13 protein-coding genes and 3 pseudogenes are annotated in these 13,768 nt (G+C 53.3%); all 16 read right to left on the bottom strand.

Annotated features, from left to right (window positions below):
• Positions 1 to 62: 62 nt before the first annotated feature.
• Positions 63 to 1,931: a DUF2075 domain-containing protein gene (locus BMZ10_RS16685; RefSeq protein ID WP_093464554.1), complete on the bottom strand. Its 1,869-nt coding sequence runs from the start codon at positions 1,929 to 1,931 to the stop codon at positions 63 to 65.
• Positions 1,932 to 1,955: 24 nt separating this feature from the next.
• Positions 1,956 to 2,339 (bottom strand): nucleotide pyrophosphohydrolase, encoded by a 384-nt coding sequence (locus tag BMZ10_RS16680; protein ID WP_093464549.1) that lies wholly within the window; start codon positions 2,337 to 2,339, stop codon positions 1,956 to 1,958.
• A gap of 519 nt (positions 2,340 to 2,858) precedes the next feature.
• The gene (locus BMZ10_RS16675) at positions 2,859 to 4,301 is read right to left on the bottom strand and encodes a hypothetical protein (protein ID WP_093464546.1); all 1,443 of its coding nucleotides are present in this window, start codon (positions 4,299 to 4,301) and stop codon (positions 2,859 to 2,861) included.
• 338 nt (positions 4,302 to 4,639) lie between these two features.
• Positions 4,640 to 4,924, bottom strand: a pseudogene (locus tag BMZ10_RS28030) (hypothetical protein).
• Positions 4,921 to 5,901 carry an integrase domain-containing protein gene (locus BMZ10_RS16665; RefSeq protein ID WP_093464543.1) on the bottom strand — a complete coding sequence of 327 codons (981 nt, stop codon included), beginning with the start codon at positions 5,899 to 5,901 and terminating at the stop codon, positions 4,921 to 4,923. The pseudogene BMZ10_RS28030 and the gene BMZ10_RS16665 overlap by 4 nt, the downstream one beginning before the upstream one ends.
• Positions 5,902 to 6,847: 946 nt before the next feature.
• Positions 6,848 to 8,103, bottom strand: a pseudogene (locus tag BMZ10_RS16655) (integrase domain-containing protein).
• A gap of 269 nt (positions 8,104 to 8,372) precedes the next feature.
• Positions 8,373 to 8,888 carry a hypothetical protein gene (locus tag BMZ10_RS16650; RefSeq protein WP_093464540.1) on the bottom strand — a complete coding sequence of 172 codons (516 nt, stop codon included), beginning with the start codon at positions 8,886 to 8,888 and terminating at the stop codon, positions 8,373 to 8,375.
• Entirely contained in the window at positions 8,881 to 9,945 is a 1,065-nt protein-coding gene (locus BMZ10_RS16645) for a hypothetical protein (protein WP_143070301.1), read from the bottom strand. The genes BMZ10_RS16650 and BMZ10_RS16645 overlap by 8 nt, the downstream gene beginning before the upstream one ends.
• A gap of 81 nt (positions 9,946 to 10,026) precedes the next feature.
• Complete coding sequence (locus BMZ10_RS16640; protein ID WP_093464534.1) at positions 10,027 to 11,220, bottom strand: Arm DNA-binding domain-containing protein; 1,194 nt, start codon at positions 11,218 to 11,220, stop codon at positions 10,027 to 10,029.
• Between the two features lie 207 nt (positions 11,221 to 11,427).
• Entirely contained in the window at positions 11,428 to 11,658 is a 231-nt protein-coding gene (locus BMZ10_RS16635; protein ID WP_093464530.1) for a hypothetical protein, read from the bottom strand.
• Complete coding sequence (locus BMZ10_RS16630; protein ID WP_093464524.1) at positions 11,642 to 12,202, bottom strand: HNH endonuclease; 561 nt, start codon at positions 12,200 to 12,202, stop codon at positions 11,642 to 11,644. The genes BMZ10_RS16635 and BMZ10_RS16630 overlap by 17 nt, the downstream gene beginning before the upstream one ends.
• Positions 12,180 to 12,431, bottom strand: a complete 252-nt coding sequence (locus BMZ10_RS16625; RefSeq protein WP_093464521.1) for a hypothetical protein — start codon at positions 12,429 to 12,431, stop codon at positions 12,180 to 12,182. The genes BMZ10_RS16630 and BMZ10_RS16625 overlap by 23 nt, the downstream gene beginning before the upstream one ends.
• Positions 12,428 to 12,622, bottom strand: a complete 195-nt coding sequence (locus BMZ10_RS16620; protein ID WP_093464518.1) for a hypothetical protein — start codon at positions 12,620 to 12,622, stop codon at positions 12,428 to 12,430. The genes BMZ10_RS16625 and BMZ10_RS16620 overlap by 4 nt, the downstream gene beginning before the upstream one ends.
• Entirely contained in the window at positions 12,619 to 12,891 is a 273-nt protein-coding gene (locus BMZ10_RS16615; protein WP_093464515.1) for a hypothetical protein, read from the bottom strand. The genes BMZ10_RS16620 and BMZ10_RS16615 overlap by 4 nt, the downstream gene beginning before the upstream one ends.
• A 185-nt stretch (positions 12,892 to 13,076) precedes the next feature.
• Positions 13,077 to 13,262: pseudogene (csrA, locus tag BMZ10_RS28025) on the bottom strand (carbon storage regulator CsrA); the annotation flags it as partial.
• 130 nt (positions 13,263 to 13,392) lie between these two features.
• On the bottom strand, positions 13,393 to 13,701 hold the full coding sequence (locus tag BMZ10_RS16605) for a response regulator transcription factor (protein ID WP_093464509.1): 309 nt from the start codon (positions 13,699 to 13,701) through the stop codon (positions 13,393 to 13,395).
• Positions 13,702 to 13,768 lie beyond the last annotated feature (67 nt).

Below are 13,768 nucleotides of genomic sequence, written 5' to 3'. Positions count from 1 at the left end.
CTCGCGCTGTTGATTGTTGCCCCTGCGCTCGCAGGTACAGGGGCTCCTAGCAAACGATACCGTCAATGATTGCTGTTTTGGCTAAGCCGACTCTCGAAGTATTGCGCAGTCTCTTTGTCGGTGCAGTACAGGTAGCAACCCTTCATCCCGCGTGTCATCAGGGTTCGGTATGTATTTTTGATGATCAGGTCTGTTTCATTTTTCGCGAGGGCCGGTTGCTCTTTCATCATTTTTTTCCAGCCGCGAATCGATTTATCGTGCTTGTCGCGCTCATCCGGGGATGTCACTACCTTACCGTCACGCACGACTAGGTCTGGCCCGATGATCACCCCGATGTAGTCGACTTCCAAACCTTGGCAGGTATGAATGCAGCCAACCTGCTCGATGGAGTTCTCAGCGATGATCCATAGGCTGCCATCCTGATTAAGGTTCCATTGACGTTTGTAGTCACCAATGACGATGTCAGCGGCGGTGGGGTCTTTCTTGCTCATCCAAGGCCAACAATAGCCCGCGACCACACGAGCTTTGTTTCCGTGGTTTTTCTCGTTGATTGCTTCATGCATCGCCTGAGGTGAGTCGAACACTTTAAACTCGTACTCTTTAGTCTCGAGCGTCGGATTTGCCGTTGAGCGAATGCCTAGCGTGTCATCCAGCCATGCCAGGTAACCGTCAGATCCACTGCAGCGAAACTGCGAAGACAGCACGTGTTCTTCAACCACAGCACCCTTGGCTTTTGCAAAGGCGCGTATCGCCTGCTTGCTGCCGATATCGCTCAACGTTACACGTTGGTCCTCATCAATAAAGAAAATGGAGCATTTCGCTGAGTCAATCAGTTCCTTGATCTGGTTTTCCCCAAGGTTTCCATAAAGCCCGCTTTTCTCATTCAGCCGATGAGCTTCGTCCACGATGAGCGCATCGAATGTGTTGGGCTCAGTGTCGATGAATGCCCCAGAGCCTGAAAAGAAATTCGAGAAATGGCTGCGCTTGATGGTGCCAACCAGTTTGCTTTCGTAGACCTTGCGAGGGGCGGCATTCTTGGAGACGTATTTGCTCATCAGCTTCAATTCGGTGAGCTTCACCAGCAGATTGATAGCCAGAACGGTTTTTCCGGTGCCCGGTCCACCTTCTATGATCATCACTTTGGGTGCTTGGTCCGAAGCCTCGCTTGCCGCAGCAAGCGCCGACTCAAAAATTGCTTTCTGATCGTCAATCAATACGAACTCGGGTTTGCCTTTCATCAACCCCGCGAGGGCTTCGGCTAGCGCCTTGGATGGGCGAATTTTTCCTTCGGACAGCTCGTAAAGAACCTCTTTGTTGTCGCCATGACTTATATGCTTTTTCAGAAAGTTTCTGAGTTTACTGAGCTCTTCCGGGCCTTTCAGAAACAGCGGAGCCTTGCTGATGTGGGGCTCATAGTGAGCTGAATCTATGACGCCGTCGCTGACGTAGTTATGGAGGTAGGCACACGGACGGATTTCGATGCTTTTGTCATACACCGCCTCGTTGAAGCCTTCCAACAGCGCTGCATATGACCAAACCTGATAGGACGGGTGAATGGTCTCGATGAGGCCGCCACCCAATGCCGTTTTGACGATGGCATCCTTGGTTGTGGCGTTGGCCTTGCTCCATTGCTTCAGCTCGATCAGTACGGCCTTTTTTGCCTGGTTTTCGTCGCGACCGGTGAGTAGAAAGTCGATTCGCTTCGACGACTGCGGAATGTGCAATTCAATGGCCAGGCCTGCATCGCTCGGGAGGTCCTCATCTCTAAGGACCTTGGCCATGTAAGTCAGGGACCCTTGCCACGACCTGATTTCCGAGGAGCCAACGTTCTTGCCGGTAGCTTCCTTGTAATGCCTGAGGATGACATCCTCAATGTCATCGTTATCGTTGTCTTTAAGAAATTGCTGTTTGGTCGCAGCGTAAACGATCACGGGTTGTCCTTAGGTGCGTATTGGTCAGAGTCGGTCGTACTTTTTGCTGCTGCTTCTGGCTTTATCCACGGGGTACTTTTGGCCATTCGAGGCGAGTTTCCGTGTCACCGCCTCGTTGAGGTCAATGCCGAGCACGCTGCTCAGGCGAACCAGGTACATCAGTACGTCCGCCAATTCGTCTTTAACGGCTAGGCCGATTTCGGGATCTTTAGCTACGGAGAGCGAATCGGCATCGCTCATCCATTGGAAAATCTCGCACAGCTCTCCTACCTCGCCAGTGAGCGCCAAGATGAGATTTTTTGGGGAGTGGAACTGCTGCCAGTCGCGATCATCTGCGAAACGCTGAAGGGATGCGGCAAGCTTCACTACGTCGACCAGTGGCGCGGATGGGCTGTCTGAGTCACTCACAAGGCTATCTCTTGAGTATCGGGGGGCAAAAAAATGTGTAGGAAATCTGGCGTAAGATTGTAAGAGTTTTCGCCACTTGCGCAGCTTTTTTGTGTTTTTTCTCACACGCTCTCTGCTAGCCGTATAGCTTGCCAGTATTCGCTAGGTACTTTGAGCGTGGCTAAGAAGGCCGCGACGACCCCCATGCCCACCGACTAGCGGCCTTTTCTCCCTCTGTTCGTTAGTTTGCAGAATGGGCCGTTTCTGGCTGGCAGGTGATGGCAATCGGCATCAGACGAACGGATGTTGGCCGTGACGTAAATTATTGCTGGGGCTGGACACTTCCTTCCCGAACTGGTCAGCGGCAACAGCCCTGAGCGGGCCTCCGGCAATACACCTTTGCTCTTCTTCGACGGGAAGCGCGTCGGCGGAGGAGGTGAGGATTTTTTTCAGCTGATTTTTTAGAGACGAGAGTAATGGACTTAAGGTGGCAACAATCGGAACACCCCCTCCAATTGTCGCCACTACTAATTTTTTCTGTCAGGACATGATAATGGTATTTTTTATTTCGTTAAGCACCTCTTCTAGTGGGGTTTTATGTTCGAGCTTTAGCTTTTCAAGTGCTGATATTAGATCTGTGTCAGTTAATGGTATAATTAGGCCGTGGCCATTTTTAAATGAGTCTCTACATCTCTCAATGAATAATTCTTTTTTGGATATCTCTCTGCATGTTATGATTCCAAGCATTCCTCGATTAACGGTTAATCGTCCAATCATTTGATCAAGCTCGGGGTTTTGTATGTCCTTTGAGTAGTTCTTGCATTCGATAATTATATACGGGCAGGGTATCTTGTGAATCATATGGAGTGTATGAAAAAAGCCTTCCTTAGCTGAGTTTTCGAAGTATATATCAATCCTTTTTCTGCCCTGGTTTATCTCGGCTTCGAGTACAGGTGATGAGGCGTTTGGGTAAAGTAGCATTTCAAGAATACCAACTATTGTTTTGTGATAGTCTGATGCCGTTGATGGCCCCTGCTTAATCGAGCGTAGCTTCGCAATCAGGTGCTCTACTACTGAATTCAAGTTGAGCTCGGGAGCAATTGAATCAGAAGGGAGAGATCTAACCTGCTGCGCTTGCTGATCTCTAAAGGATTTAAAAACTAGTGGGTGTTTTTCTGTGAAGTCGAATAACCACTCCTTGGTAAAGTCTTTTACTACATTTTCTTTTAGGCTCTTTTTTGAGATATAAGGAGTTCCATCCTTGCGATGCTCGACCCATATGCTACCTGTTCTTATGTGCTCATGTTGGAGATATTCAAGTACATGTTTATTATAGTAGTTCTCAGGGGCGTAAGCCTTGCTATAAGAAACGATTCCTTTCGGGGTGAGAAGAATCTTTTTTCCTTCAATAAGCAGGGTGTCTTCATGAGTAAATATCCACTTTTTTCGGGATGTATCCCATATAGGTCCGGCGGAAACACCAGCTGTTAATTTTATTTTATGTAGTTTGCATTGGGCCTGTGTATAGGTAATGAGGCTGCCTCGTATGAGGTTGGTAGTCATGTCTGAAACTTTATCTTTGCCGATTCCTGGAATAAATAGTCTAAAGTCTTCTAGGTCGGTAATTTTTCCGGACTGTATTGCCTTGCTTCCCATGATACTTTCGAAAAGTTTCTTTGCATCCTCACTACCAATTCCGTTACCCCTAGGTTTCCCTGCAGAAAGCCCGAGGCAGGTCTCATTAGGCTCATGAAGATGAGAGAAGAGTTCAAAGGCATCGTCCTCTTTCCCTTGGCGAACTAGATCTAAGAAATGAGAAAAAAAGGATCTTACTGAGCTGGCAGCCTTTATCGACCAGCGATCCGGTCTTAATCCAAGAAGATAAGGGTCCACAAATAATCGCGTATCAAAATCAGTATCAATATCGACAAAGTCAAGTTCGAATTGAGTTTTGGAGAGTTTGAATCGTTCCGAAAGCTTCATGTCTTGCCTTTTGCAGTGGTCTAAGCTAGATAAATATTAAAATTAAAGTGCGGAGGTGCCGGAGGCTGATTATCCTTGTGGTTCACGAAATGCCAGATTCGAAATAGATGGCTTCAATCCGAGAATATTATCTGCATCCTTGACCTCTAGGGTTTAGCGAGTTTCTTTGCGCAACCGTGAACTCTAGCTCAATAGAGGCATTTTGCAATCAGTGGGATGAGCGAGCGCTTGGTAGTGGAGGCTCGCAGCCTACGAGAAGGACGCAGAAGTATCCCTATACGCCCACGGCCTTGGTGGATTAGATGACGGCGTTTAGGATGAAAAAGCAGATAATCTGTCTAGTCCTGAAATTGTTTGAATACCCATGATTGTTCTAAACGACGGGCGAGCAACCGTATTGTTAGCATGTAGTAGGACCGAGTCGCCTCACTTCGCCTATCGAGTTAATGATCGAGAAACCACGCAACATGCTTTCTCTGCCAAGCCCAGGGCGTGTCTCGCTGCCAGCGTGCTGCGATTGCAGCTTGGATAATCGCGGCCTGTCGCAAATGGCGTTGCCGCGTTGCATGCGATCCGGTCAAGACGCCAGTCAAGAACAGCTCCATATCGAATGGCTTAGTCATGACCGCCCTCCAATGTACGCAGCGACCACGTCGATCCGACCGTGTCCCAGCTCATAGCTGATTTGCCTCCGGGCCTCACGATCAAGGTACCGTTGTACCTGGCAACATTGGCCGCCGTTGATAGGGGCGGGGTGTTGGGTGATTTGCTCGTAGCGCTCACATGCGTACGCTGCCCGTAGCTCATGAAAGCCTTTGATGTTGTGGGCATGGAGGATATCCCGCGCAGGTCGGACGACTTCCTGCAGAACCTTCACGTAGCTTTCATTAGGCGCAACTAGATTGCGGCTACCGGAACGCGACGCCTGCCGCGCAAAACCAAGCGCATCAAGAATGTGATCATCCACCGTAATCCATCGGGGTGCTAAGGCGCCGACGCGGCCGCCCTTGGTGCCGTCTTGAATGTTGATCTTGCCGAATTCTTTGGCCTCACGACTCAGCCGTGGCAGGTCAGCCAAGATGGCCTCACGCAAGCGCATACCGGTGGCTCGCGCTAACAGAACGATCGCTGCGGCCCGTAGCTGATCTCGATGACAAAGCGCGTCGACGATCTGCTTCACCTGTTCACGGTCTTGGCCCTGGGGCACCGACTGTCGAACCCCGGCGCGTTGCATACCCAGCGCCTTGCTCGGGCTTGGCAACTTCACACACTGATCACCGCGAAGTGCTGCCATTGTCCTGTTAACGGTGGATAGCCGATTTTGTGCGGTGCTTACGGCGAGGTCACCGCGCCCGATCACGTCGCGCAGGTACGCCGCATAGTCGGCCAACACCTTCCGATCAATCTGCCGCGCATCGTTGATCCCGGGCCCCTGTTCGGAGCGGCACCACTTCACGAATGCTAGCCACCGATCACAGTGCGCCTTGACCGTGCCGTAGTGGCCACCGCCGAACATGTCTTTCAACGCCTGCGGCCCTGCATAGTTCAGTTGCCTGCCGTAGCCGAAATTGCGGCCATTGCGTCTACCCACTAATGCCATGTCTGTCACCTCATCTTCCGATCTCCGACCCTCGCCCCACGTCATCCCGCCAAGAATGCTGAGTGTTATCAGGGATCAAGGCCCCTGCGACCTGTGGGGAATGTCCGCTACGCTGGACTGGCGGCTCCTTACGACCGGGAGCAAGGGCATCTCATGATCTGGCCTCCTGAGCACCGTTACCGGTGGGCGGGTGGAGGCTGCACTGGGTGACGAGACCAGCGCCGCGAGATCCTGAGCCAGGTGCAAGCAGCAATGCGATGACCGGGGCATGCCTAACTGTCAGTTAGGTGCAGTCCATTCCCTGGTCTGCGGCACCATCATCTGCATGGCTGTTGCTGGTGACACCGGCGTTTGTCACGCCGATTGTCACGAGGGGGAATGCCGCAACGCCCTGTGCGATCAGGGCTGCAGCAGTGGTAGGAGTGCCCGTCTCTTTCCAGAAGAAAGAGACGGGCGCAGGTTGGCGCAAGATTCGGCCAAGCGGATAGGTTGCTGCAGGGCAGCGGAGTAATCGTCTGGCGCATGAGGGCCATGATCTGAAGTAGGCATCCATCACCGGGGAGGTGACCGGGCGAGCTGCCTGACGCGAATCGCCATTAGGGGAGAACCACCGCGGGAGCGGCGTGACCTTGAAGGTTCGGGCCACCTGGGGTGCTGTCAACGACAGCGCTTGCACGGCCAGTTCTACGCTTGTGAATAAATCCGGTCAAGGGCCGAAATTCAGCGTTACTCTGGACTTGGAGTGAGGTTATCCACATATGGAGTTCCGTGGTAAACCCCGGACAAGGTCGTGGCTTTTAGTTTTTCGAAGTGAGGTCCTTCCAAACAGGGCGGCTTTGCAGCCCTGTTTGGAAGGACCCGCGCTTACAAGCGGATAAACGAGACTGCTTGCCCTGAATCTCGAGCGCTCAGTTGTTGTTGCTACCGTTATTGAGCCTGTACAGCGCTAGCGGATCGGCACCACGTTCTTGTCTCTGGCTTGGCCGTATGCAGAGGCGAGCAGGCTGCCGGTCGCGGCTTTCTGGATGTACTCACTCCACCAGGCCATCATCGGGCGCCGGCGCTCGATGTAGTCGGCTCGGTTGTAGGCGCTCCGCACCTCATCCTTATCGACGTGCGCCAGTGCCACTTCGATGAGCTCCGGATCCCACCCATGTTCATTCAAGATGGTGCTGGCCATCGAGCGCATGCCGTGGCTCACCAACCGATCCTGGAACCCCATGCGCTTCAACGCCATGTTGGCCGTTTGACTATTGGCGTGGGTGCGTGGGTTTCTGTCTGCTGGGAAAACGTATTCGCGATGGCCACTGTGTGTCTTCAATGACTCCAACAGTGCGACAGCGTGATCACTAAGCGGGATGCTGTGTGGGCGGCGCTTTTTCATCCGCTCCGGTGGGATGCTCCAGACACGCCTTTCAAAGTCGATGTCTGCCCAGCGAGTAGTCGCTGCCTCGGCGGGGCGAGTCATCGTGTGCAACTGCCATTCGATAAGGCAGCGGGTGGTACGTTTGATGCTGATGTTCGCTATTTCCAGCATAAGCTCGGCGAGTTCTTCGGGCGGAACCGCAGCCATGTTCTCTTTCTTTGGCTACTTGAATACAGTCCTGATGCCGGTGAGCGGGTTGGCGAAGATCAGGCCGGAGTTTACGCCGTAGGTCATGATCTCGTTCAGCCGCTGGCTAAGACGTTTGACTGTTTCAAAGCTGTCTTTCGCTCCGATTGGACGAAGCAATGCGATCACCATCGGCGCGGTGATTTTGCGAGTGGTGCCGTCCTCAAGTCGGGGAGTACGTGCAGCGTGAGCGACTTCCAGATGTCCTCGGCGTATGCCGGGGTGACCGAGTGTTTCTTAAGCTCGAACCAGGCGGTGGCCACGTTCTCGAAGGTGTGTTCCGTTTCTGCGCGCTTGGCTTCATTGAACATATTGCGCTGCACCTTCGGATCGATGCCCTGGGCGAGCAGCTCGCGCGCATCGACTGCCATCTTTCGTGCATTCGCCAGTGACAGTTCGGGATAGGTCCCGAAGCCAATGTTGATACGCTTTTTGGTCACCGGTTCGCGGTAGTTGAAATTCCACAGCAACGAGCCGTTGCTGCGTACGCGGAGCTGCAAACCGTCACCTTCAGTAAGGACGTAATCCTTGGACGCCGGTTTGACTCCCTTGAGCTGTCGATCGGACAGGCGGAGGTTCTGAGCAGGCATGAGACTGTCCTCAAGCACTGATTCGGTATTCCAAAGATTAGCACCAGGTGAGCTGGAATACCGTCTGGAATACCCGAATGGCTGGAACTCAAAAACTCTCAAAAGACCGCAAAAGCGCTGGAGGCCGCGTATTTGCGTGGTTGCAGGCACAAAAAAAGACGTCCGTGGACGTCTTTAGATGTAAAAGTGGTGGAGCCGGGGGGATTTGAACCCGCGTCTAACACGCATTCTGTGCGGCTTTCAGCCAAAAGGCTGGCATAAAGCTGTCATTAACGAACGTCTGATTTCCTTTCCTGCACCTCTCGTCGAGTGTGGAGGTCGCCGATAAAAAGGTAATTCGCGTAAATTACGCTGAAGATGGCGGAGCATTGCACTAGCGTGAGAAAGATAATCACACCTAAGCTGGCGGCCTTTGCTACCTCTCTGTATTCAATATAAGCAGGGATGCCGCTGACTAAAAGTTTGCACAGATATATGAGTGTTATGCAGAGTGCCACCGATCCTGATTCCATAATGCTTCCCACGATGCTCTCCAGCCTGCGCGTATCTTGCATTGTAGCGGTGAAATCAGCGATTTTGATCTTGTCAGGGTCTTGCAGCCTCTTTATAGCATTGGGATAAACAAATGCTATCCATATGCCCATTATCGTGAATACCATGCCAGAAATGGATAACAAAATATTGCAGTAGTCTTTGAAATCGGAATAGCTGAACCCTAGGCGTTGAGCAAAAGCCGCGCCTCCAACGGCAGATGCTACTAGGGCCATGATAATCAACTTAACCATTAGCGATGTCCTGCTTCGGTAGCATATCTCTCCTGATTGGTGCCAGATAACGCTCTCGGTTTTCTTTTACTTTAGCATAAATTTCATCTGCTTTGAAAACCGGTTGATTATCATCGTCCAGTGAAATGTGATCGGTCAGCCTGTATTTACTTGCCCATACTATAGAGTTTGACTTGTCTAATACGAAGCCGACATCTTCCCATGATTTTGTGTCATGATTTGCAGCGTAAGTCTCGATGATCTGCTCGAGCTCTTCAACTGTGGGCTTTGCTTCTATCCTTAGCTCAACTTGACGGATCGAGTTGTCTTCAGCAGATATGTAAGGCACCTCGAAGTTTTGAAAGAGCTTCGCAAACCCCTTTCTTTTATTCACGTCTTTGATCGAGACAGTCTCGCGTCTGACTATTTGCGTGACTTTTCTCGCTAGTTCTTGCATTTCTGCGGATGATGTCGATAGGGACTTCATCGATACATCAAATTGGAAGTAGTATTTATATGGATCATCATCGTCGTTTAATTCGAATCTAGTAAAACCTTTTTCGGTCGTTGAGACAACATATTCGGGTAATGGGACTCGGAAGTTCAAGCACCCGCTCACCCAGTCTTGAAACATCGCTGAGTCGGTTCTAGAGTTGTCAAATTTTAAGGAGGCAACTATGTTTAGCTCGGGGACAACCCAGTAGTAGCAAGGCCTCCCCCAGATCATTTGCTTGCTTCCTTTTGCCTTGGTCTGTTCAACCACTTGTTCTATAGAGCCGTCTGGGTTAACTGTGATGCCGTATAACGGGCCGTGGCGGTCGGAATCACCCTTCCATAATACTAGAAAGAAGTCTCCAGTCTCACTATCACTATGAATTGCGTGACAATAACAGTGCGTTTTATTTTTATATTTAGATGAATCCCACGGGTTTGTGGCTTCGAAATTACGATCATCTTTCCATTCCTTAAGCCTAGCGAAAGCATCAGCTAGATCCAGCCCTTTAGGGATGTCACTGAAATGGCGGTACAGTCCACATTTGTTCACAGCAAAGAAATTGAGATAGCCACTTTGAAGCATTGTGAAGTCCCTTTCGTCCCAGGCTACGCTTGGAATCGCTCCTGGGTGTGGTTGAGGTTATGGTCCCCAATCTATCACCGGCTATGGTGGGTCGCCAGCTTCAACCAACAGTTTGACCTTCGTTTCGGATCGCTGGAAAAAGATCCTTTCTGCTTTGGCACCAGCATCCTCACCACTTGCCGGCATCCAACGGCCGTATACCCGCGCAATCATCGTCCAGTCGCTATGACCCATCTGCTTGGCGACCCACATAGGGTGCTCGCCGGCGGATAGCATCATTGAGGCGTAGGTGTGTCTCGTTTGGTAAGGCCGCCGGTACCGGACGCCTGCCTTCTTTACTGCGTGAGCCCACATCGTTTTCCGGATCGGACCGTCGCCGGCCCAGCGTTCGAGCGTCCGAGGATTCTGAAACACCTCATCCCCAGCCAGAAAGGTGTGCTCCTTCTGCGCTTTCAACGCCGCCATCGCTGGCCCCAGTAGCTTTACTGCTCGCCGGCCAGCAGCAGTCTTCGGTATCTCCGCTGCTCCCTTCGACGCTTGTGTCATTGCCCGGGTGATCATCACCTCGCCGCGAATCCAATCCACATCGCCCCAATCCAGAGCTACCAGCTCGCTCGTGCGTAGTCCGGTCCACAACGCAAACTGCACAAGGTTGGCGGCCTGTCCGGTGACGGCAGCAATGATCGCGCGCTGCTCTTCTGGGCTGAACGGATCGACATCATCTTCATCTGTCGGTGCGGCCTTGCGTTTATACGTCCAGCCAGCCATAGGGTTGTTCTCGATCAACTCCTCGTCGACCGCTTCGGTCATCGCTGAGCGCAGGCAGCTCTGAATGTTGCTCAGCGTCTTGTTGCCGATCTCCAAAGTGTCAAGCCAGTCCTTGATGATCTTCCGCTTCAGATCGACCATCATGTGCGCGCCGAGGGCTGGCACAAGCCGGTGCTCCACGAGCTTGCGATAACCCTCGAAAGTGCTGCTGGAAAGGTGCTTCTTTTTCGATGCGAGCCACCTGGTGAGGAACCCGGCGACAGTCTCTTGCGAGGCTTCAGGCGCAAACTTCGCTGCCCTTGCCGAGCCTGGGAAGGTGACCGAGTAATCGAAGGTGCCGATCGAAATTGCATGCTCGATCGCCGCCTTGTGCTGCTCGGCCTTCTTCAGGTTAGTGGCGGTGGGCTTGAGCGTGATGCGCTCGCGGCACCGGACGCCCCGATACATGAACGTGATTTCGATGCTCGAATCGGAGATCGCCCGAACTCCCCGCCCGTCTCTACCCATGATTCATATCCCTGTGTGTCTATCAGCGTCCGGCCGTCCGGAGCCCTGAACCAGATTTCGCCAAGCCGCCAAATTCCATCACGGATCTTCGAGCGAATAGCGTCCTCGCTGTAGCCAGACTCGCTGGCGAATTTCCTGATGGTCATGTAGCGCATTCGGTCCTACCCCTGATTCGTCAGGTTTTCTGTTCGCCTTGAAGCTGATACGTCAGTCCCGGCCGATGCCTGGGCGCCGCGGCTGAGGATCGACATCGATGAAACCGCTACCCTTGAAGTCACCATCAGTAGCCCGCGCCATATCAATTTCCAACTTCGCGGTTTGGTTAACCTCGGCAGCGACGGCCGCAATGGCCTTTGCTTGGTCTGTGTTCACTTTTCCAGTGAGGACTCCCTCCATCGTTCGGCCCAAGATGTCTCGCAAGTCATTCAGATTTTTCATGCTCTTTCTCCAGTCGTTTTAACTTGGCCACAAATCGGCCGAGGGCTTGTGCTGCCCTTTGATAGGTCAGCGGATAGCGAGCGATGCTGTTACGGGAGATCTTCTCTTGCACGGTGATGAGCTCGAGATTGTCTGCTTCGGTGTTGCTACGGTTGCCGTCTTTGCAGATCACGTTGTATCCGGGCGCTATCGGGCCTTTGAGCGATATCCACGCGGCGCGCGCAGCGGGAATCCAGTCGACGTTGGCGTCACCTGTGTCTGAGACCTTACACATAGGACGGCCGCCCTGAATGCGCACTTCCCCTACTTCCACCCTTGTTGTGTTCCTGTAGCCGTTTCTGCGCTTTTCGATCATCCGCTCGCTGTGACGAAGGCCTCTCTCGCGGATGTCAGGGCTGTTAGTCCGGCGCAGCCCCAGCTTCGATGCGTGCCCGCGTATGGCTGATACGGAACGCCCTAGCGCGCTGCATATCTCAGCCATTTCGCAATCGGCGTACATGGCCCGCAGCTTGGCGTCGCACTCAGGTGTCCACTTCTTGCGCACGATCCGTCTCCTGCGAATGGTCGACGATCACCTCGATCTCCCAACCCGTTTCGTTGCCGGCGCCACCGGTGGATTTGCTGAAGTGAAAACCGCGGCATCGGGCATTGGTGCCCTCCAGGCTGAGCCCGTGCTGCTTCGCGAGGATCTCGCACAGCGCCGCGGTTACCTCGGCTGCCGGCACTGTCGCCCGGTAGGTGGTGATGTTGGTGCGGCTGGTGTGCGATTTCATCCCGACCTCCCTGACTCGGCGACGGCCCGCATCTTTAATTCAATGCCGCAGGCGTTGGCCAAGCTGGTGAGCTGGCCAACGGTGGTTTCTGGGTTTTGCAGCGCCTGGCCGAAGCGGATAAGGCGCTCGCCCAGGCTGCCAAGTTCGGTTTGCAGCTTCAGAGGGCTGCCTTCGGCGGTAGCGATTGTCATAGCTGCAGCCTCTCATCCTGTGGGAGCGGGGCGGCCAGCAAGCCGCCATTTTCAAGTGTCGCGCCGGCCGGTGATGCACGGTTCTGCTGGGGTTTAGGGGCGGCCTGCTGTAGAAGCGAATCAGGCAGACATGAGATGCCGCCTTGCACGGTGATGTAGCAAGTCACCGATCGTTTGCTGTCGTGCTGAATGTCTATCGGCACTTGGGGCTGATCAGCGCGGGCGAGGCTGGCCAGCGAGAGCAGCAGGGCGAGGATTAGGAGGCGCATTTCTCAGCCTCCAACGCAGCGCGATAGCCGCTGAGGAACACCACGTAAGAGCGCTGGGCATACTCATCGGCGAAGCCGGTGCCGCTGAACTCGAGATCCTCCCTGCGGAAGCCGCCAGGGTTCAGGGTGGTGAAAACTTTGCGCGGGTCCATGTCGGCGGCCACTTCCTTCACACGATCGTCGATCTGGGTAGGGCCGCTGGCGCCGAGCTCGCGCTGAATGCGGGCATACACCTCGTCGCGATGGACAGCCACGCTGGTTGGCGCCTGGATGCCGAGCCGAGCCTGTAAGCCTTGGACGCTGAGAAGGGTGACGACAATCTCGTCGCCCAGGTGGATTGATTCGCTTGGTCGCCGGGTAAGGATCAGCATGGTATTTCTCCATTTTTCAGGCCGAACGAATCCCGGCCGCGTTTGTTGGCTTTCGCAAAAAGTCAGTTGGGTTGTGGGTCAGTCGACGCTGATCACCGGACTGCGCTCGCGCACAAGCGCACGCCGCTGATCACGCGAGGAATACGCCATCGTGAGAGTCCTGGTCGTGGTGCTGCTGCGGGGAAGGGGTCATACCTGTGGAGAAAACGATCAGGCCAAGCCTGAAAGCTTCAGCAACAAGAGCTGCACGGTTCGAAACGCCGAGCTTGAAGAAAATGCGCTCAACTGTCTTTTTCACGGTGCTTGGAGCGCAGCCCATTTCGCGAGCAGCTTGCTTGCCTGAAAGACCGGTACTAATCGCCATTGCAGCCCGTAGCTCTTGTTCGGCAAGAATTCCGGTGGTGCCCTGGAGTTCGCCGAATGTGATAAGTGTGCTCATTTCAATGAGTCCTCAATCCGTTGGAATGATTCAGAATATAAGCAGGTTGATAATTCGAGTCAAGAAG

Source organism: Pseudomonas sp. NFR16 (genome assembly GCF_900108875.1).
In the GTDB taxonomy this organism is placed as follows: domain Bacteria; phylum Pseudomonadota; class Gammaproteobacteria; order Pseudomonadales; family Pseudomonadaceae; genus Aquipseudomonas.
The sequence above is the reverse complement of the archived record's forward strand: the minus strand, read 5'-3'. Positions and strand labels throughout refer to the sequence as shown.